The following is a 19,058-nucleotide window of genomic DNA, read 5'->3' on the forward strand; positions in this document are numbered from 1 at the left end:
CGTCCTTGCCGAACCTCACTGTTCCCTTAGAACGGCCGGTCACCAATGATCCCGTTCAGGGCGGGCGGCAGTTCGGGTTTCTGTTGGTCGACAAGTTCTCCATGTTCTCGCTGGCCGCAGCAATCGACACGTTCCGGTCGGCGAACCGGCTGCTCGGCCGCGATTTCTATGGCTGGACTACGGTGTCGGCCGACGGCGACGCCGTCATGGCGTCCAACGGCCTGCCGCTCAAGATCGACTACGCGGTTGCCGATCTGCCGCCGGTCGATATCCTGTTCGTCTCGGTCGGGCTGACGACGGAATTTCCCGGCAAGAGCAAGGTGCTGGCAGCGCTGCGCAGTTGGGGCCGGCGCGGCAATGCGCTCGGCGCGCTTTCGGTCGGCTCCTATTTGCTTGCCGAAGCAGGCCAGCTCGATGGCTATCGCTGCACCATCCATTGGGAAAACCGCGCCGGCTTCCTCGAACGCTTTCCGGACATCAACTGCACCGGCAACGTCTTCGAGATCGACCGCAAGCGCTACACCTGCGCCGGCGGCACTACATCGATCGACCTGATGCTGGAGATCGTGCGCGGCGATTTCGGCTCGAGCCTCGCCAATGGCGTCGCCAACCAGTTCCAGCATGAGCGCATCCGCTCGGCCGGCGACCGCCAGCGCGTCGGCCCGGAACGCGACCTGACCGGCAAGTCGGAGAAGCTGCGCCGCATCGTCGAGCTGATGGCCGACCATCTCGACGAGCCGCTGTCGGCGGTGCAGCTTGCCAAGTCGGCGGGCCTGTCGGTGCGCCAGGTCGAGCGCCTGTTCCTGCGCCATCTCAGTGTGACGCCCGGGCGCTATTATATGCGGCTCAGGCTCGAGCGGGCGCGCGAATTGCTGCGCCAGACCAACATGCCGATCCTCGACGTGGCAATCGCCACCGGCTTCACCTCGCATTCCTATTTTGCCCAGAGCTACCGGCTGCAATTCGGCCGGCCGCCTTCCGAGGAACGCCGCACGACCTATTGACGGTTTTGCACGGAGGCGACGCAGCTTCGTGCTCCACCCGGGCTTGTGTCGCAACGCAGCGTCAAATAGCTTTCCGGCGCCGAGCGGCGGCGACTGATTGGGGGAGATATTCGATGGCGGGATTCGTGCGGAGCGCCGCTGCGGCGGCCCTGCTGCTGTGGATGACGGGGTTCGGTTTCGCCGCCGATCGCGTCATCGTCATTCTCGATGCCTCCGGCTCGATGTGGGCGCAGATCGACGGCAAGTCCAAGCTCGAAATCGCCCGTCAATCGCTGCGGAACGTGCTGCAATCGGTCCCGGCCGACGAGGAAATCGGCCTCATGGCCTATGGCCATCGCGAGAAGGCCAGTTGCGACGACATCGAACTTATCGTGCCGCCGCAGGCAGGCTCGGCAAGTGCGATCTCAGCCGCGGCCGACAGTCTGAAATTTCAGGGCAAGACGCCGCTGACCGCTGCGGTCAAGCAAGCGGCGGAAGCATTGAAATACACCGAGGACAAGGCGACGGTCGTTCTCATCACCGATGGCATCGAGACATGTAGCGGCGATCCCTGTGCGCTCGGCAAGGAACTGGAGGCTGCTGGCGTCGACTTCACCGTCAATGTCGTCGGCTTCGGCCTGACGGCCGCCGAGGGCAAGCAGATCGGTTGCCTCGCCGACAATACCGGCGGCAAATATATCGAAGCGTCGGATGAAAAGGCATTGCAGGACGCGCTCGTCGAGACCGTTGCGCCTCCGCCACCCGCCCCTGAACCCACTCCCGCCCCGCAGCCTGCTCCCCAGCCGGCGCCCGCTCAGCCGGCGGAGTCCAATTTCGTTCCCACCGTCGTGCTTGCCGAGGGTGGCGATCCCGTCACCGACGGCAATGCCTGGGAGATCTACAAGGCGAATTCCGACGGCACGCGCGGCGATCCCGTCACCACCGAATATGGCACCTACAAGGGCAATCTGGAGCCGGGCGACTATATCGTCGTCGCGCGTGCCGGCGAGGCCAGGGCCGAACAGAAGATCGAGATAGAGCCTGGCCAGGTCGCCAAACCGCACTTCAACCTGAATGCCGGCACGCTGGTCATCCACCCGCGGCCAAGCGAAGGAGCGGACGTTGATGACGGCGCGGCTGTCGTAATCGGCTATCCCGGCGTCGACACCCCGGCGACCTATTACGGTGATACGAAAGTCGTGCTGCCGGCCGGTGACCAGAAGGTGACGGTCACGATCGGCCAGGGCATGGTTATCGAGACGATCCCGCTTGCCGCCGGCAGGGTCATCGACAAGGACATCATCGTCGGCGTCGGGCGTGTCGTCGCCAACGCCTATTATGCTGCCGGCGGCGACAAGGCCGAGGGTTCGGGCATCGGCTTCAAAGTGCTCCAGGCGAAAAAGAACGTCGACGGAACCAGGCAGGAGGTGACTTATGCCTACGGTCCGGACAGCAAGTTCGATCTGCCGCCCGACGATTATGTAATGGTCGCGACGGTCGACCTTGCGGTGGCCGAGCAGCCGTTCAGCGTCAAGGTTGGCGACCATCAGGATCTGAAGATCGCGATGAACGCCGGCATGCTGACGATAACCGCGCCAGGAGCCTCGAAGATCGAGATATTCGAGGCCAGGAAGGCCATCGACGGAACCCGCAAGTCGGTCGGCTACGCCTATGATCAGAAGTTTCAAGCCACCCTGTCGGCCGGTGACTACGCGGTGGTTTCGGAGAAATCGGACAACAGCTCGAAGGAAGGCACGGTAACGGTCAGGGCCGGCGCGCGAGCCGAACTGACGGTTCAATAGATCCAGTGGAGAGCAGCCATTAGCCGCTCTTCCCTATTGCCGAAAAAATCATGCCGTACCGAAGGCGCTGGCGCCATGGTCGGCGCGTCCCACCAACTGCCGGAACCCGGCGAAAAGCTCGCGGCCGAAGCCGAATTCATTGCCTATGAGGTCGCTGTCCGCGGGGCGGCGCAGTGCGAAATCGCCGGCTGGCACCAGTACCTCCAGCGTCCCGGCCTCGGCGTCGAGCCTGATGATATCGCCGTCATGGATCCTGGCGATAGGCCCGTCCTCCGCCGCTTCCGGCGTCACGTGGATCGCCGCCGGCACCTTGCCTGAAGCGCCCGACATGCGGCCGTCGGTGACCAGCGCCACATGCTGGCCGCGGTCCTGCAGGATGCCGAGCACGGTGGTCAGCCTGTGCAATTCCGGCATGCCGTTGGCCTTCGGACCCTGGAACCGAATGACGGCGATGAAGTCGCCGGTCAGCGACCCCGCCGTGAACGCCTCGTTCAGGCCTTGCTGGCTGTCGAACACCTTGGCCGGCGCCTCGATGATGCGCCGCTCCGGCTTGACCGCCGATGTCTTGATGACGGCGTGGCCGAGATTGCCCGAAAGCACTTTCAGACCGCCGCTCGGCTGGAACGCCTTCTTGAACGGCGCCAGCACCTTCTCGTCCCCGCTCTCGCGCGGCGAAGCCTCGCGCACGACGCCGCCGTCGGCGCCGAGCCTGGCCTCGACCGCGTAGGGGCGCAGCCCTTCGCCCCACACCGTCTGCACATCCTCATGCAGGATGCCCGCGTCGAGCAGTTCGCGGATCAGAAAGCCGAGCCCGCCGGCGGCATGGAAGTGGTTCACATCGGCAAGGCCGTTCGGATAGACTCGCGCCAGCAGAGGCACGGCTTCCGAGATGTCGGAAATATCCTGCCAGGTAATGGCGATGCCGGCCGCCGCTGCCATGGCGATCAGGTGGATGGTGTGGTTGGTCGAACCGCCGGTGGCGTGCAGGCCGACGATACCGTTGACGATCGAGCGCTCGTCGATCATCCGCCCGACCGGCGTGTAGGCGTTGCCGAGCGCGGTGATCGCCAGCGCCCGCTTCGTCGCCTCCCTGGTCAGTGCGTCGCGCAACGGCGTGCCGGGATTGACGAAGGAAGCGCCAGGCGTGTGCAGGCCCATGATCTCCATCAGCATCTGGTTGGAATTGGCGGTACCGTAGAAAGTGCAGGTTCCCGGCCCGTGATAGGATTTTGATTCCGCTTCGAGCAGTTCGGCCCGTCCCGCCTTGCCCTCGGCATAGAGCTGGCGGATCTTGGCTTTTTCGTCGTTCGGAATGCCGGTCGTCATCGGCCCGGCCGGGATGAAGACCGCCGGCAGATGGCCGAAGGTCAGCGCCGCGATCACCAGTCCAGGCACGATCTTGTCGCAGACGCCGAGATAGACGGCGGCATCGAACATGTTGTGCGACAGGCCGATTGCCGCGGCCATGGCGATCACGTCGCGCGAGAACAGCGACAGCTCCATTCCGGGCTGGCCCTGGGTGACGCCGTCGCACATCGCCGGCACGCCGCCGGCCACCTGGGCGATGCCGCCGGCCTCGCGCGCCGCATCCTTGATCAGCGCCGGAAAGGTCTCGAAAGGCTGATGCGCCGACAGCATGTCGTTATAGGAGGTGATGATACCGAGGTTCGGCACCCGGTCGCCGCCAAGTGCCACCTTTTCGGAAGGGCTGCAGACGGCAAAGCCGTGGGCCAGGTTGCCGCAGGACAGCACGGCCCGGTTGGCGGTGCGGTTCGAGGCTTCGGCGATGCGGCCGAGATAGGCCTCGCGACCGGGCTTGGAGCGCTCACGGATGCGCTGGGTGATGGCTTCGATATCGCGTTTTGCGGTCATGGCGGTCGGTCCTTTCAGGCGAGGTCCCGCAAACACCTTCCGGCTGTTGCCGGGACCTGCAGCCAAGTTGAGATCAGGGTGCCCAGAAAACCTCTACGGGCTTTTGAGTGGCATCGAGCACGGCGCGAATGGGCTTTCGTGTTCCAGGTCCAAGCGCGGCCTCGAATGCGCTGCGTTTTTCCGCGCCCTCGATATGCAGCGCGATGAAGGTGGCATTGATGATCCGCCCCAGTGACAGCGTCAGCCGTGGCTCGCCGGCGCTTGCCGCGTGAACCGGAAGCACGATCCTTTGCGACGACGGATCGAGCAATCTTGCCAGGTTGTCGGCATCCGGAAAGAACGAGGCGGTGTGGCCATCAGTTCCCATGCCGAGCACAACGACGTCGAGTGGCCAGGGCAGCACTTGCAGCGCCTCACTGTCGGAGACCGCTGCACCCTCGATACTTGCCGCGGCGTGGTAGAGCGGCACGAAATTCGCGGCGGCGGCCGCGTTCTGCAGCAGGTTGGCGGCAACCAGGCCGGCATTGGAGCGCGGCGATGAGGGCGGCACGAAGCGCTCGTCGACCAATGTTATCGTCACCTTTTCCCAGGCGATCGGAACGGTCGAAAGCGCCGCGAAGAATTTCGCCGGCGTCGTGCCGCCCGAGACCGCAAGCAGCGCCGTGCCGCGCTCGGCGATCGCCTTTGACAGACGGCCGACGACGTGGCCGGCAAGCGCTGTCGCCAACTCCTGGCGTCCGGCAAATTCGTGCCAGTTGTAGGCGCCGCCTAATTGCTCTCGTGCCATGTCCGCCCGTCGCGTTCGATCAGCGCAATCGAGGCCGAGGGACCCCATGTGCCGGCGGTGTAGCCTTGCGCCTCTTGCCTGCCGCTCTCCCAGGCGTCCTGGATCGGGTCGATCCATTTCCACGCCGCCTCGACCTCGTCGCGGCGCATGAACAGCGTCTGGTTGCCACGGATGACGTCCATGATCAGCCGCTCATAGGCATCGGGGGCGCGGCCGTCGAAGGATTGCGCAAAACTCATGTCGAGCGGAATCTGGCGCAGCCGCATGCCGCCCGGCCCCGGATCCTTGATCATGATGAACTGCTTGACGCCCTCGTCGGGCTGCAGCCTGATGACTAGCTGGTTGGCGGAAATCGGCCCGGCGCTCTCGCCGAAGATCGAATGCGGGATCGGCTTGAATTCGATGACGATCTCCGAAACGCGGGTCGCCAGCCGCTTGCCGGTTCGGAGGTAGAACGGCACGCCCGCCCAGCGCCAGTTGCCGATCTCGGCCTTGAGCGCAACGAAAGTCTCGGTGTTGCTGTTCTTGCCGAGTTCCTCGACATAGCCTTTCACCGGCCCGCCGGCCGAGGCGCCGGCACGATACTGCCCGCGCACCGTGTGCTTCGGCGCTTCGTTGCCGTTGATGCGCTTCAGCGCCCGCAGCACCTTCAGCTTTTCGTCACGGACGGCATCGGCGTCCATCGACGACGGCGCCTCCATCGCGACCAGGCAGAGCAGCTGCAGCATGTGGTTCTGCACCATGTCGCGCAATGCGCCGGCCTTGTCGTAATAGGTGACGCGGTCTTCCAGGCCGACAGTCTCGGCCACGGTGATCTGCACATGATCGACATTGGCGGAATTCCAAAGCGGCTCGTAGAGCGCGTTGGCAAAGCGCAGCGCCATCAAATTCTGGACCGTCTCCTTGCCGAGATAGTGGTCGATGCGGAAAATCTGGCTTTCATGGAAGTCGTCGCCGACCAGGTCGTTGAGCGCGCGCGCCGAAGCGAGATCGCGGCCAATCGGCTTTTCCAGCACGATGCGCGAATTCGGCGTGATCAGCCCGTGCTCCTTCAGCTTGTGCGAGATGTCGCCGAACAGCGCCGGTGCCACAGCCAGATAGAAAGCGCGGATGTGTTCGCTGTCGCCGATCGCCTTCTTCAGCCTGTCGAAGCCGGCACCTGTGGTTGCATCTGCCGGGATATAGGAGAGCCGCGCGAGGAACGTCTTCAGTTCCGTGGCGTCGATATCCTCCGGTTTTACATGATCGGCAATCGCCTGCCTGGCGAACGACTGGAATTCCTCGTCGGTCATCTTCGAACGCGATGTGCCGATGATGCGCGTCGGCTCGGAAAACTGGTGGTCGCGCTGCCGGTGGTACAGCGACGGCAGAAGCTTACGTTCCGACAGGTCGCCGGTGCCGCCGAAAATGATGAAGTCGAAAGGGTCGACGGGAATGATCTGGCTGGTCATGGTCTGTCCGCTGTGACGCCGGTCGCGATAACGCGGCTGATATAATCTAATCGATTTAAACTTGCCAGTGCCATTGCGTCACATCCGCGTGTGCTCTTGACACCGGCGCTGGCCGGAGGCTTGTCGGCAAGCGATGCTTCCGGAGCCTTCGCAGTTGCAGCATAGAGCCGGATGGCAGCGAAAGCCAAAGGAGAAATCGTCAATGGACGCACATCTTTCGATGGCCTGGCCAAACGCGTCATCGATCGCTTTCAACGATGAGTGAGAAAAGCATGCGCCTCAAAAATAAGGTCGCAATCATCACTGGCGCTGCCTCGGGCTTTGGCGAGGGCATGGCCAGGCGCTTTGCCGAGGAGGGCGCGCGGGTAGTCGTCGCCGATCTGAACGCCAAGGGCGCAGAGCGCGTTGCCGGCGAGATCGGCGAAAAGGCGATCTGGACCCAGACCGACGTCTCGCTGCGGTCCGAATTCGACGACATGGTCAATGCCGCAATGAGCGCCTTCGGCCGCATCGACATCATGGTCAACAACGCCGGTTACACCCATCGCAACGGTGACATGCTGGAAGTCGACGAAGCGACCTTCGACCTGATCACATCAGTCAACATGAAGGCGATCTACCACGCAGCGCTTGCAGTGGTGCCGGTCATGGAACGGCAAGGCGGTGGCGTCATCCTGACGACGGCCTCCACGGCCGGTATCAGGCCGCGGCCTGGCCTCACCTGGTACAATGCATCGAAGGGCTGGGCGATCACCGCGACCAAATCGATGGCGGTGGAACTCGCGCCGAAGAACATCCGCGTCAACTGCCTCTGCCCAGTTGCCGGCGAGACCGGCATGCTCGCGAAATTCATGGGCGCCGACACACTCGAGATCCGCGAGAAGTTCCGCGCGTCGATCCCGCTCGGCCGGCTTTCGACGCCGCTCGACATAGCCAATGCCGCGCTTTGGCTTGCTTCGGACGAAGCGGCTTTCATCACTGGCGTGGCGCTGGAAGTCGACGGCGGACGTTGTATTTGAACGGCCGGGGCCTCCGGCGAAGGACTGGCTGATGGCGAGCGACCCGCAATCGCTCTGCCGGCCCTACGCCCCGGTTTTGACGTAGCTCTTGTAAATCCAGCCGCGCTTGCCGTTGTAGACGATCTGGCACCATTGCTTGCAGCTCATCACCTGCACCGAGGTCTTGGCCGGCACGGTGAGAATGGCGGCTGCATTCTTTTTTGGGCCGGTGCGCATGGTGACGGATCTCAGGATGCGTCCGGTACCGGCAGTATTGGCTCTTCCGGAATTTGCCTTGGTGCTGTTGTCGTCTTCGCTCGAAGTCTGCGTCGGCAGTTGCGGCTTGGGCGTGGGGATGGCGGCGGTCTGCGCGCCATCGGGCCCGCTGTTTTTCGTTGAGCTGCCGGGAGCCGCGACTTTGGCAAACAATGCCGCAGCGTCGGGTTTTGCTGCCGGGTCGGCGAATGCCACCGAAGCAGACGATTTATCGGTCGCCTGCTCGGTCTGGCTTGCCAGCTGGTCGGATGCTGCCGTGGCGGCGGCCGATGCCGTCTTTGGCCCTGTCCAGCGCGGATCGTTGGGAGCCAGCGCTGGTATCTCGGCTTCCGCTGCGGCCACCGCTGGGGAAACCGCATCTGCCTTGCCCGTCGTCCGCGGCGGCGCAGCAACCTTGGCAGGCATGATCTTCGTCGTCTTGACCGGGATGGTCGGAACGATCTGCTCAGGACTTGCGGCCGCTTGTCGCTCATTTGCCGGCAATGCCAGCCACAGTGCCACCGCGGCAACGCCGAGCAGTGCGACCGTGCCAAGCGCGGCTATCACCAGATGCGCGTTCGACCGGACCCCGTGCCAGAACGTCGGCCGCATATCGTAACCGAATTGCATCGCAAGGCGCCGTCGTTCCGGCGCGCCGAAACTGAAGGGCTCTCTCACACTTGCCACCTCCATTTGCGGGCCGATGTTCTTACGACCCATGCCGGAGAGCCGGCATTTCGATCGGCATCGGTCCCAAACCAAAAGCGGGCAGGCCCGCAAAAATTCCCCGTTCAGCTGCCCACGAGCATCATCTTTCGCCCGCGATTGTGGCATCACTGCGCCCTTGGCGGGAATTCTGCGCCCTGGTTAAGGATTCTGCAACGTCTGGTTAGATCCTGTCCCGCAACGCGTACCAGTTGAGCGCAAGGAAGAGCAGTGGCGCGCGCAAACGCCGGCCGCCGGGGAAGGGTGGAATTTTCAGGTCCTCGATCAGCTTCAGACGGTCGCGGTTGCCGGCGACCGTCTCGGCATAAAGCTTGCCGAAAAAGTTCGACAGCATGGCGCCGTGGCCGGAATAACCGCCGATCGAGGTCACATTGGGCATCACTTCGCGCACGAAGGGCTTTCTCGGCACGGTGATGCCGACGTAGCCGCCCCAGCCATGAGTGATCTCGACGTCCTTCAGTGCCGGATAGATCTCAGCAATCTGCCGGCGGATGTGGATGTGGATGTCCTTGGGATCGTTGACCGCATAGATCTCGCGCCCGCCAAACAGCAGCCGCCCATCCTTCGATTTGCGGAAATAGCGCACGACAAAGCGCGAATCGTCGACCGCCTCGCCACCCGGCAACACTTTGGAATCGGCTCCCAGCGGCACCGTCGCGCCGATGAACGAGCCGATCGGCATGATATGCGCGGCACTCACCGGTTCGAGCGTGCCGCCATAGGCATTGACCCCGATCAGGCATTTAGCGGCGGTGATCGTGCCCTTCGGCGTCGCAACCCTGACCTTGCCGCCGCCGGAGGTGATGCCGGTCGACGGCGTCTGCTCGAAAAGCTTTGCGCCGGCCTCTGCCGCCACCTTTGCGGTGCCGATGACCAGTTTCAGCGGATGGATGTGGCCGGTGCCGGTGTCGCGGGTGCCGCCGAAATAATGCGTCGAGCCCAGCCGCTCGGCTGTCTCCGCGGCATCCATGAATGAGATGTGCGGATAGCCGAAACGGCTCGCCATGATCTCGGCATGCGCCTTGTAGTCGTCGACATAGCGCTTCTTGTGCGCCACCGACATCTGGCCGGGCATATAGTCGATCTCGATCTGGTGCATCGCGGCAAAGTCGAGCAGATGCGCCTTGGCCTCTTCGGCCAGGTCGAACAGTGCCTTGGCGCGGGAAAAGCCGTATTCCGCTTCCAGTTCCTCTGCCCAGGCCCGTTGTCCGGTGCCGAGCTGGCCACCATTGCGGCCCGATGCGCCGTCACCGAAACGATGCGTTTCGATAAGCACGACATCCGCGCCTGTCGTGGCGAGATGAGCCGCCGCCGACAGGCCGGTAAAGCCGCCGCCGACAATCACCACATCGCATGTCCGGTCGCCGTCGAGCGCCGGATATTCGGGCCTTGGCCCGGCCGTGTCTTCGTACCAGGAGCGGCCGGGGGAGATTGGGGATTGGTAAGTCATGATGCTCGGCTAGGGCAGTAGGGCAGTAGGGCAGTAGGGCAGTAGGGCAGTAGGGCAGTAGGGCAGTAGGGCAGTAGGCTATCGCTTCGGGAGCGCGCTTCTCTACAATTCACCTACTGCCGTACTGCCTTACTCCCCTATTCCCCTAACTATCTGCTCCGCCGCCGCTCCGATGCCGGCTGGAACGCCACGCGGGCGTGGTACTTGCAGTAGGGGCCGGTTTCGGCGGCGTCGTTGCCGCAGAAATGGAAGTCTTCCGAAAGCGGATCGCCGTTCGGCCATTTGCAAGTGCGCTCGTTGAGTTCGACAAGTTGCAGATGCCGCGAGATCGGCACGACGACGTTCTCGACCGGGCGGATATAGTGGCGCGCCACCGGTTCGGCATCGAACTGCGCCTTGAGCGCGGTCGCACCGATCGACATCGAGGTGGTGGCATGGCGCGTGGCGCTTGCTGCCCGGGACACCGATTTCTGGATCGTCGATCCCTGCACCGTCTTCTTCTGGCGTGCCGGTGAGGCGGTCGTGCGTCCGCGACCGGACAGTTTCAGCCGGTGCACTTTGCCGATGACCGCATTGCGGCTGACCCCGCCAAGCTGTGCGGCGATCTGGCTGGCGCTGAGGCCCTCCGACCACAATTTTCTGAGAAGTTCGACTCGCTCGTCAGTCCAGTTCATGAGACCGCGCTCCTGCTGAAACGTGCGGCAATCGGAATCCATTCCCGACCCGGCTTCTGCCGGGCAGACACCACATATATCGGGTGATTAGGTCCGCCGCACGAAATCTAGTTATTTCTCTGCTACAATTACCTTATGCGCTGACTCGGTGACAAGAGTCCCAAGGCCAACACGAATCGGTTTTTTCGGTTTTCCCCAACTTGCCCGGTCGCTTAGGAGCCGGCGTTATGCTGGGGGGCTTGCCGCGCGACCTTGCGCGACCTTTTCGTTGACTTCACGGCCGAAAAACACGATAAGCCACAAGGGCCGCCGCTTTGGCGGCTTTTTGATTTTTCCGGTTCCGGAGACGCATATAATGAGCGGTTCGGCGCTTTTCGAGACCTTTGTTCGCGCACCCCTGGCTTTCGACCACGGTGAAGGCACCTGGCTGGTCACCGACAAGGGCGAGCGATATCTCGATTTCGCCGGCGGCATCGCCGTGAATTCGTTGGGCTACAGCCATCCGCATCTGGTCGCGGCCCTCACCGAGCAGGCCGCCAAGCTCTGGCACGTCTCTAATCTGTACGAGATTCCGGGACAGAGCCGGCTCGGCGAGCGGCTGGCCGACGCAAGCTTTGCCGACAAGGTGTTCTTCACCAATTCCGGCGCAGAGGCGCTCGAATGCGCCATCAAGACGGCGCGGCGCTACCACTTCGTCAAGGGCCATCCCGAGCGCTACCGCACAATCACCTTCGAAGGCGCCTTCCACGGCCGCACCCTGGCGACCATCGCCGCCGGCGGCCAGTACAAGTATCTGGAAGGTTTCGGCCCCAAGGTCGACGGCTTCGACCAGGTCGGTTTCGACGATGTGGATGCCACCGAGAAGGCGATCACGCCTGAAACCGCGGCGATCCTGATCGAGCCGGTGCAAGGCGAGGGCGGCATCAGGCAAGTGCCGACGCAATCGCTGAAGCGGCTCAGGCAGCTCTGCGATCAGCACGGACTGCTCCTGATTTTCGACGAGGTCCAATGCGGCGTCGGCCGCACCGGAAAGCTGTTCGCGCATGAGTGGGCGGGTGTCACCCCCGACCTCATGGCGGTGGCCAAAGGCATCGGCGGCGGCTTCCCGATGGGTGCCTGCCTCGCCACCGACGAGGCAGCGGTCGGCATGACCGCCGGCGTGCACGGCACCACCTTCGGCGGCAATCCGCTGGCAATGGCGGTCGGCAACGCCGTGCTCGACGTGGTACTGGAAGACGGCTTTCTCGAAGACGTCCAGCGCAAGGCACTGCTGTTGAAGCAGGGGCTCGCTGGCGTCGCCGACGAATTTCCGGATGTTATCGAAAGCATCAGGGGCACCGGCCTGATGCTCGGGCTTAAATGCGCGATGCCCAACACCAAGGTCACGGTGGCACTGCGTGACCAGCATCTCTTGACGGTTCCGGCCGGCGACAACGTTATCCGCCTGCTGCCGCCTCTCACCGTCACCGACGCCGAGATCCACGAAGCGCTCGAGCGCATTCGTGCCGGCGCCAAGAGCCTGGCAGATGCCATCGTCGCTGCCGCTGCGAAGTAATCCTGGAATTCCTGATGTCCCTTCGCCATTTCACCGATCTTTCCGCCGTTTCCGAAGGCGATCTGCGCTTCATGCTCGACGACGCAGCGGTGCGAAAGGCAAGGCTCAAGGCCGGCGAACGCAGCAAGCCGCTCGAAGGCAAGGTGCTGGCGATGATCTTCGACAAGCCGTCGACGCGCACGCGCGTGTCGTTCGACGTCGGTATGCGGCAGTTGGGTGGCGAGACGATCATGCTGACCGGCACCGAGATGCAGCTTGGCCGCTCGGAGACCATTGCTGACACAGCCAAGGTGCTGTCGCGCTATGTCGATGCCATCATGATCCGCACCACCTCGCATGACCGGCTGCTGGAACTGATGGAAAACGCTACGGTCCCCGTCATCAACGGGCTGACCGACGAGACCCACCCCTGCCAGCTGATGGCCGACATCATGACCTTCGAAGAGCACCGCGGTCCGGTGGCCGGTAAAACGATCGCCTGGACCGGCGACGGCAACAACGTGCTGCATTCGCTGCTGGAGGCATCCGCGCGGTTCCATTTCAAGCTGAATGTCGCCGTGCCAGAGGGCAGCGAACCGGCCCAGAAGCATGTCGACTGGTCGAAAGCCAATGGCGGCAAGCTGAAATTCACCCGTTCGCCCGAGGAGGCCGTTCACGAGGCCGACTGCATCGTCACCGACTGCTGGGTGTCGATGGGCCAGGAGCACCGTGCCCGCGGCCACAATGTCTTCCTGCCCTATCAGGTCAATGCGGCACTGATGGCGAAAGCCAAGCCGGATGCGCTGTTCATGCACTGTCTGCCGGCGCATCGCGGTGAGGAGGTTACCGACGAGGTCATCGACGGACCGCATTCGGTGGTGTTCGATGAGGCCGAGAACCGGCTCCATGCCCAGAAGGCAGTCCTGGCCTGGTGCCTGGGCGTTTGATACGAGCCGCGGTGATCCGCGCCGGCCTGATCTGCGCCGCCTTGATCTGGGCCGCCTTGATCCGGGAGTTGGTGGTGCCTATCTCAGGCGCATCACGCAAATCGAGCGCGTCTCGTCGCATGCGCCCCGGAGGGCGGCATCGCCGCGCCCCGGAGCTTTGTCATGTTGGAAACTCATCAATTGGCTGAACATAAACCCAAGCTCGGCGAATTCGGCTACGCCGGCGACGACCATGTCGTGCCGTTCGAGGTCGGCCCGCTCGACGTGCGCGGTCGCACCGTCCAGCTCGGGCCGATGCTCGATGCTATTCTCAGCCGTCACGACTATCCCGAGCCGGTCGCCCGGCTCCTGGCTGAAGCCTGTGTGTTGACGGTATTGCTCGGAACTTCGCTGAAGTTCGAGGGCAAGTTCATTCTGCAGACCCGCACCGACGGGCCGGTCGACATGCTGGTCGCGGATTTCTCCACGCCGCACGCGCTGCGCGCTTATGCCCGCTTCGATGCCGACCGGCTGCAGGCTTTGACTTCTGCCGGCGAGACGTCACCGCAGACGCTGCTCGGCAGCGGCGTCCTGGCGCTGACCATCGACCAGGGCGCCCACACGCAACGCTACCAGGGCATCGTCCAGCTCGACGGCGTCACACTGGAAGATGCCGCACGCACTTATTTCCGCCAGTCGGAGCAGATTCCGACCGACCTCCGGCTTTCGGTTGCCAAGCTTCTGACGCCCGGCGTCGGCGGTGCCCGCGAACAATGGCGGGCCGGTGGCCTGCTGGCACAATTCCTGCCGCAGTCGGCGGAGCGCATGCGCGTACCCGACCTTCCAGGTGGCGACGGCGATCCGCGTGAGGAAATCCACGACCCGACCGACAATTCCTGGCAGGAGCTGCTGGCGCTGCTTGGTACTATTGAACCGACCGAGCTGATCGATCCGACGATCGGTGCCGAACGGCTGCTTTACCGGCTTTTCCACGAGCATGGCGTCCGCGTGTTCGGCGGGGTGCCGGTCGCCGACCAGTGCTCATGCTCAAGGAATAAGATCCACGGCATCCTTGAAGGCTTTTCCGCCGAGGAGATCAGGGACAGCACCGAGGATGGCAGCATTCACGTCGCCTGCGAATTCTGCTCGAAGCAATATGACTTCGACCCGGCGGAGTTTGCAGCGGCCGGATGACGGCCGTCAATTGACGGTGCGCCGCATTCCCGGCAAGTCGAGCGAGAAGGCGGGGATGGCGACGTCGAACGTCTCGCCCCGCCTGTTGCGCATGGTGTAGTGCCCGACCATGATGCCGGATGGCGTCGAGAGCGGGCATCCAGACGTATACTGATAGCTGTCGCCGGGGTTGAGTCCGGGTTGCTCGCCGACGACCCCGGGGCCGCGCACTTCCTCGACCTTGCCGGTGCCGTCGGTAATGTGCCAGTAGCGCGACAGAAGCTGCACGAACTCATCCGACTGATTGTCGATGGTCACCTGATATCCCCAGACATAGCGGTTTTGCGGAGGGTCGGAGTGATCCTCCAGATAGAACGGCCTGACCTGCACTTCGATGTTGCGGGTGACGGCGCTGTACATAAACTGCTCCAAAGCAATGTAGATGGAACTTTCGACGCTCAGCGCAGTTTGATCAACGATGCGCGTCATCTCCTTGCCCGACTCGAGCGCAGGTGCCGAAAAACAATGTCATTTAAGTGACACATGACAATGATGGTGTGCAGGCTTGTGCCGGGCGACTCAGCGTTCTGTCGAATTGTTGAAAACGGCCGTCATGCGGCCGGCACTTCTGGAGTGACCAGATCTCGATGGAACCGACATTCGCAGCCGCCCTCCTTTCCATAGCCCTCCTTCTTTCAAATCTCGCCAGCATCCTGTTAGCTTCGCTGAAGCTGAAGCGACCAGCCAGGATCGCACCGCCCGCGGCCAACGCGCCGCCGGTATCGATCGTCATCCCGGCACGCGGCATCGAGCCGTTTGCCGAAGAGACGCTGGAGCGCGCCTTCTCACTCGACTGGCCGCGCTACGAACTCATCTTCTGCGTTGCCCATGCCGACGACCCGGTGGTCAAGCCGATCACCGCCGCAATGGCGCGCTTTCCAGCTATTCGCGCCCGCCTTCTAGTCGGTGACGACCGCATCAGCGGCAATCCAAAACTCAACAATTGCGTGAAGGGTTGGGAAGCGGCGCATTATCGCTGGGTCATCCTTGCCGATTCCAATGTGCTTATGCCGAGCGACTACGTCCAGCAGCTGATGGCGGCATGGCGGCATGGCACTGGCCTCGTCTGCTCGACGCCGATCGGCTCACGGCCGGACAGTTTCTGGGGGGAGGTCGAATGCGCCTTTCTCAACACGCTGCAGGCACGCTGGCAGTACGCTGGAGAGGCGCTCGGCCTCGGCTTCGCGCAGGGCAAGAGCATGTTGTGGAACAAGCCGATGCTCGACGCCAATGGCGGCATCCGCGCGCTTGCCGCCGAGATCGCCGAGGACGCCGCCGCGACCAAGCTGGTCAACGGGCTCGGACTGCGGGTCAATCTTGTCGCCTCGCCCTTCGAACAGCCGCTCGGCCGGCGCACGCTTGGCGAGATCTGGTCGCGGCAGGCGCGCTGGGCGCGGCTGCGCCGCGTCACCTTCGCGCTGTTCTTCGCCCCCGAGATCCTGATCGGCGCGGCGCCGCCGCTGGTGCTTGCGCTGATCGCGGCGGCTGACGCCGGCGTCAGCCTGCCGGCAACCGCCATCGCCGTGCTGGTCGCGGCCTACCTGCCGGAATGCGCCTTGGCCTCGGCCAAGGGATGGCAGCTGTCGCCGCGCACGATCCCGGCGATGATGGCGCGAGACCTGATGCTTCCCGCCATTTGGGCGCGCGGATGGCTGAGCGGCGCCGTCGACTGGCGCGGCAACGTGATGACTATCCAGACAAAGACCGTCGCGGAGCTGGAAGAGACCCCGTCCGGCGCCTGATCGGCGCGTCCCCGCTCGCCTCTGTTCGGCCATCCCTTATCCGGCAACTCTCAGTGCCTGCTCGATGTCTTCGAGCAGGTCGTCGGCGTCCTCAAGGCCAACTGACAGCCTGAGTGTTCCCGGTCCGATGCCGAGCTCGGCGCGGGCCTCATCGGTCAAGTTCTTGTGCGTCGTCGTCGCCGGATGGGTGATCAGGCTCTTGGCGTCGCCGAGATTGTTGGAAATGAGCACGACGTCGAGTGCGTTCTGGAAGGCAAAGGCCGCCTGCTTGCCGCCCTTCACATCGAGGCAGATCAGCGTCGAGCCACCCGACATCTGCTTCTTGACCACGGCCGCTTGCGGGTGGTCGGCACGGCCAGGATAGATGACACGGGCGATTTGCGGGCGCTCGGCCAGGAAATCCGCGATGCGGCCGGCACTTTCCGTCTGCTGGCGTACGCGTAGCGGCAGCGTCTCAAGGCCTTTCAGCAGCGTCCAGGCATTGAAGGGCGAGAGGCTTGGGCCGGTGTGGCGGAAATAGTCATGCAGGTTCTCGTCGATCCATTTCTTGTCCGACAGAACGATGCCGCCAAGACAGCGCCCCTGGCCGTCAATATGCTTCGTGGCCGAATAGACGACGATGTGGGCGCCGAGCTGCAGGGGTTTCTGCTGCAAGGGCGTGGCGAAGACATTATCGACGATCAGCCTGGCGCCGATCGAATTGGCAAGTGCCGCGACGGCGGCAATGTCGATCACTTCCAGCGTAGGATTGGTCGGGCTTTCCAGGAAGAACAGTTTGGTGTTCGGCTTGACCGCCTTTTCCCAATTGGCGATGTCGGTGCCGTCGACCAGCGTTGCCTCAATGCCGTATTTCGGCGCCAGCGTCTCGACCACCCAGCGGCAGGAGCCGAACAGCGCGCGCGCCGCTACGATATGGTCGCCCGCCTTGGCGCTGCACAGCAGTGCTGCCGTCACCGCCGCCATGCCGGATGCCGTGGCGCGCGCGTCTTCGGCTCCTTCCAGCGCGCACATGCGTTTTTCAAACATGTCGACCGTCGGATTGGCATAGCGCGAATAGATGAAGCCCGGCTCCTCGCCCTTGAAGCGGGCCTCCGCCGCTTGCGCCGTCTCGTAGACATAGCCTTGGGTGAGATACATCGCCTCGGAGGTCTCGCCGAAGCCGGAACGCAGCGTTCCGGCATGCACGAGTGCGGTCTGAGGCTTCCAGTCGCGCTTCTTAGTCATCATTCCATCCAAACACCAAAATTGGTCCAAACAACAAAAAACCGGTCGCGAAAGTCGCAACCGGTCCATATGGCCTTGCGGCCCGACGGTCCTTTAGCGACTTGTTTAACGTGGCTGCAAGCCGACCGGCCAAATCACCACGGGATAACGAGCTTTAGACCCGCGCCACGCTTGCGTCAATTGCCGGCATGATTAAGAGGGTTGTACCAAGCAGGTGCCAAACGCGTCCACGGTCGGACCTGCGACAGAACAAGACCTCGCCCGGCGTTCGAACGGAGCCAGACCCTTGCGGCAGACAGGCATTCTTCCCGATCAGGATATTTCCGCGCTGTTCCAGACGGGCGCGCTGAAATCGCCGCGCACGCTCGATGCCGATCAGATCCAGCCGGCCAGCCTTGACCTCAGGCTCGGCGACAAGGCCTGGCGGGTGCGTGCTTCCTTCTTGCCCGGCCCGGACCACAGGGTTGCCGACAAGCTCGACCGGCTGAAGCTGCACGAGATCAACCTCGCCGAAGGTGCCGTGCTGGAAACCGGCTGCGTCTACATCGTGCCGCTGCTCGAAAGCCTGGCGCTGCCCGCCCATATTTCCGCCTCCGCCAACCCGAAAAGCTCGACCGGACGGCTCGATATCTTCACTCGGGTAATGACCGACCGCGGCCACGAGTTCGACAAGATCGCCGCCGGCTATGAAGGCCCGCTCTACCTGGAGGTCAGCCCGCGCACTTTCCCGATCGTCGTGCGGACCGGCTCGCGGCTGTCGCAGATCAGGTTCCGCACCGGCAATGCGCTCTTGTCGGAAAACGAGCTGCACGAGTTGCACCGCGCCGAAATGTTGGTCGCCACCGAACCACCCAACATCTCAGGCGGGGGCATCGCGCTATCGATCGACCTCGACGGCGACAAGGACGGGCTGGTCGGCTATCGCGGCAAGCACCACACCGGCCTCGTCGACGTCGATAAGCGCGCCGCGCAGGATGTCGTCGATTTCTGGGAGCCGCTCTACAAGAGCGGTGCCGGCGAGCTGGTGCTCGATCCGGACGAATTCTATATTCTGGTGTCGCGCGAGGCGGTGCATGTGCCGCCGCTCTACGCCGCCGAAATGACGCCCTTCGATCCGCTGGTCGGCGAGTTCCGCGTCCATTATGCCGGTTTCTTCGACCCGGGTTTCGGCCATTCGGCGTCGGGCGGCACCGGCAGCCGGGCGGTGCTCGAGGTACGCAGCCACGAAGTGCCGTTCATCCTCGACCACGGCCAGATCGTCGGACGGTTGGTCTATGAGCACATGCTGAAACGGCCGCGGGCGCTCTACGGCACTGATCTCGGCTCGAACTATCAGGCACAGGGCCTGAAACTGTCCAAGCATTTCCGCGCCGCGCGCTGACCTTCCTCTCACTTCCGGGC

At 63.5% G+C, this 19,058-nt stretch carries 16 protein-coding genes and 1 riboswitch; of the genes, 8 read left to right on the forward strand and 8 right to left on the reverse strand.

What is annotated here, in order from left to right; translation table 11 throughout:
* Positions 1-5 precede the first annotated feature (5 nt).
* Both NKH99_RS21550 and NKH99_RS21555 read left to right on the forward strand, forming a co-directional pair.
* Positions 6-1,004, forward strand: a complete 999-nt coding sequence (locus NKH99_RS21550) for a GlxA family transcriptional regulator (RefSeq protein WP_254820541.1) — start codon at positions 6-8, stop codon at positions 1,002-1,004.
* Positions 1,005-1,117: 113 nt separating this feature from the next.
* On the forward strand, positions 1,118-2,785 hold the full coding sequence (locus tag NKH99_RS21555) for a vWA domain-containing protein (protein WP_353015427.1): 1,668 nt from the start codon (positions 1,118-1,120) through the stop codon (positions 2,783-2,785).
* 48 nt (positions 2,786-2,833) lie between these two features.
* Here the strand turns inward: NKH99_RS21555 and edd are convergent, their stop codons facing one another.
* The 3 genes from edd to zwf form a co-directional block, all read right to left on the reverse strand.
* Complete coding sequence (gene edd / locus NKH99_RS21560) at positions 2,834-4,657, reverse strand: phosphogluconate dehydratase (protein WP_353015429.1); 1,824 nt, start codon at positions 4,655-4,657, stop codon at positions 2,834-2,836.
* A 73-nt stretch (positions 4,658-4,730) separates the two neighbouring features.
* Positions 4,731-5,444 carry a 6-phosphogluconolactonase gene (gene pgl / locus NKH99_RS21565; RefSeq protein ID WP_353015431.1) on the reverse strand — a complete coding sequence of 238 codons (714 nt, stop codon included), beginning with the start codon at positions 5,442-5,444 and terminating at the stop codon, positions 4,731-4,733.
* Entirely contained in the window at positions 5,426-6,895 is a 1,470-nt protein-coding gene (zwf, locus tag NKH99_RS21570) for a glucose-6-phosphate dehydrogenase (protein WP_352472717.1), read from the reverse strand. Before zwf ends, pgl begins: the two co-directional genes overlap by 19 nt.
* Before the next feature lie 272 nt (positions 6,896-7,167).
* Here zwf and NKH99_RS21575 point away from each other — a divergent pair, with 272 nt between their 5' ends.
* Entirely contained in the window at positions 7,168-7,914 is a 747-nt protein-coding gene (locus NKH99_RS21575; RefSeq protein WP_352503604.1) for an SDR family oxidoreductase, read from the forward strand.
* Between the two features lie 63 nt (positions 7,915-7,977).
* On the opposite strand, the gene NKH99_RS21580 is transcribed toward NKH99_RS21575, so the two are convergent.
* From NKH99_RS21580 to NKH99_RS21590, 3 genes are all read right to left on the reverse strand, one after another.
* Complete coding sequence (locus NKH99_RS21580) at positions 7,978-8,778, reverse strand: SH3 domain-containing protein (RefSeq protein WP_353015433.1); 801 nt, start codon at positions 8,776-8,778, stop codon at positions 7,978-7,980.
* Between the two features lie 259 nt (positions 8,779-9,037).
* On the reverse strand, positions 9,038-10,324 hold the full coding sequence (locus NKH99_RS21585) for an NAD(P)/FAD-dependent oxidoreductase (RefSeq protein ID WP_353015435.1): 1,287 nt from the start codon (positions 10,322-10,324) through the stop codon (positions 9,038-9,040).
* A 149-nt stretch (positions 10,325-10,473) separates the two neighbouring features.
* On the reverse strand, positions 10,474-10,998 hold the full coding sequence (locus NKH99_RS21590; RefSeq protein WP_023677348.1) for a GcrA family cell cycle regulator: 525 nt from the start codon (positions 10,996-10,998) through the stop codon (positions 10,474-10,476).
* Between the two features lie 355 nt (positions 10,999-11,353).
* Here NKH99_RS21590 and NKH99_RS21595 point away from each other — a divergent pair, with 355 nt between their 5' ends.
* The 3 genes from NKH99_RS21595 to NKH99_RS21605 all read left to right on the forward strand — a co-directional run bounded on the left by NKH99_RS21595 (position 11,354) and on the right by NKH99_RS21605 (position 14,652).
* Positions 11,354-12,553 (forward strand): aspartate aminotransferase family protein, encoded by a 1,200-nt coding sequence (locus NKH99_RS21595; protein WP_352470110.1) that lies wholly within the window; start codon positions 11,354-11,356, stop codon positions 12,551-12,553.
* A 14-nt stretch (positions 12,554-12,567) separates the two neighbouring features.
* Positions 12,568-13,479 (forward strand): ornithine carbamoyltransferase, encoded by a 912-nt coding sequence (argF, locus tag NKH99_RS21600; RefSeq protein WP_352541304.1) that lies wholly within the window; start codon positions 12,568-12,570, stop codon positions 13,477-13,479.
* Positions 13,480-13,641: 162 nt separating this feature from the next.
* Positions 13,642-14,652: an Hsp33 family molecular chaperone gene (locus tag NKH99_RS21605; protein ID WP_353015437.1), complete on the forward strand. Its 1,011-nt coding sequence runs from the start codon at positions 13,642-13,644 to the stop codon at positions 14,650-14,652.
* Positions 14,653-14,658: 6 nt separating this feature from the next.
* Here NKH99_RS21605 and apaG read toward each other — a convergent pair whose 3' ends face one another.
* Positions 14,659-15,051 (reverse strand): Co2+/Mg2+ efflux facilitator ApaG/CorD, encoded by a 393-nt coding sequence (gene apaG, locus NKH99_RS21610; RefSeq protein WP_352470114.1) that lies wholly within the window; start codon positions 15,049-15,051, stop codon positions 14,659-14,661.
* 227 nt (positions 15,052-15,278) lie between these two features.
* On the opposite strand from apaG, the gene NKH99_RS21615 reads away from it, so the two are divergent.
* Complete coding sequence (locus NKH99_RS21615) at positions 15,279-16,433, forward strand: glycosyltransferase (RefSeq protein ID WP_352774692.1); 1,155 nt, start codon at positions 15,279-15,281, stop codon at positions 16,431-16,433.
* Positions 16,434-16,469: 36 nt separating this feature from the next.
* Here the strand turns inward: NKH99_RS21615 and NKH99_RS21620 are convergent, their stop codons facing one another.
* Positions 16,470-17,660 carry an O-succinylhomoserine sulfhydrylase gene (locus tag NKH99_RS21620; RefSeq protein ID WP_031211967.1) on the reverse strand — a complete coding sequence of 397 codons (1,191 nt, stop codon included), beginning with the start codon at positions 17,658-17,660 and terminating at the stop codon, positions 16,470-16,472.
* A gap of 70 nt (positions 17,661-17,730) precedes the next feature.
* Positions 17,731-17,808, reverse strand: a riboswitch (SAM riboswitch).
* A 135-nt stretch (positions 17,809-17,943) separates the two neighbouring features.
* Between NKH99_RS21620 and NKH99_RS21625 the strand changes: the two genes are divergently transcribed.
* Positions 17,944-19,038, forward strand: a complete 1,095-nt coding sequence (locus tag NKH99_RS21625; protein ID WP_352470117.1) for a 2'-deoxycytidine 5'-triphosphate deaminase — start codon at positions 17,944-17,946, stop codon at positions 19,036-19,038.
* Positions 19,039-19,058: the final 20 nt, after the last annotated feature.

It is taken from the genome of Mesorhizobium sp. M0854, assembly GCF_040319815.1.
Taxonomy (GTDB): Bacteria; Pseudomonadota; Alphaproteobacteria; order Rhizobiales; family Rhizobiaceae; genus Mesorhizobium.

Bases quoted from the DNA above. Each gene is read 5' to 3' on its own strand.
- edd (WP_353015429.1), bottom strand. From the start codon at position 4,657: ATGACCGCAAAACGCGATATCGAAGCCATCACCCAGCGCATCCGTGAG.
- NKH99_RS21575 (WP_352503604.1), top strand. From the start codon at position 7,168: ATGCGCCTCAAAAATAAGGTCGCAATCATCACTGGCGCTGCCTCGGGC.
- NKH99_RS21605 (WP_353015437.1), top strand. From the start codon at position 13,642: ATGTTGGAAACTCATCAATTGGCTGAACATAAACCCAAGCTCGGCGAA.
- argF (WP_352541304.1), top strand. From the start codon at position 12,568: ATGTCCCTTCGCCATTTCACCGATCTTTCCGCCGTTTCCGAAGGCGAT.
- NKH99_RS21555 (WP_353015427.1), top strand. From the start codon at position 1,118: ATGGCGGGATTCGTGCGGAGCGCCGCTGCGGCGGCCCTGCTGCTGTGG.
- NKH99_RS21615 (WP_352774692.1), top strand. From the start codon at position 15,279: ATGGAACCGACATTCGCAGCCGCCCTCCTTTCCATAGCCCTCCTTCTT.
- NKH99_RS21590 (WP_023677348.1), bottom strand. From the start codon at position 10,998: ATGAACTGGACTGACGAGCGAGTCGAACTTCTCAGAAAATTGTGGTCG.
- apaG (WP_352470114.1), bottom strand. From the start codon at position 15,051: ATGTACAGCGCCGTCACCCGCAACATCGAAGTGCAGGTCAGGCCGTTC.
- NKH99_RS21580 (WP_353015433.1), bottom strand. From the start codon at position 8,778: ATGCAATTCGGTTACGATATGCGGCCGACGTTCTGGCACGGGGTCCGG.
- NKH99_RS21595 (WP_352470110.1), top strand. From the start codon at position 11,354: ATGAGCGGTTCGGCGCTTTTCGAGACCTTTGTTCGCGCACCCCTGGCT.
- zwf (WP_352472717.1), bottom strand. From the start codon at position 6,895: ATGACCAGCCAGATCATTCCCGTCGACCCTTTCGACTTCATCATTTTC.
- NKH99_RS21620 (WP_031211967.1), bottom strand. From the start codon at position 17,660: ATGATGACTAAGAAGCGCGACTGGAAGCCTCAGACCGCACTCGTGCAT.
- pgl (WP_353015431.1), bottom strand. From the start codon at position 5,444: ATGGCACGAGAGCAATTAGGCGGCGCCTACAACTGGCACGAATTTGCC.
- NKH99_RS21585 (WP_353015435.1), bottom strand. From the start codon at position 10,324: ATGACTTACCAATCCCCAATCTCCCCCGGCCGCTCCTGGTACGAAGAC.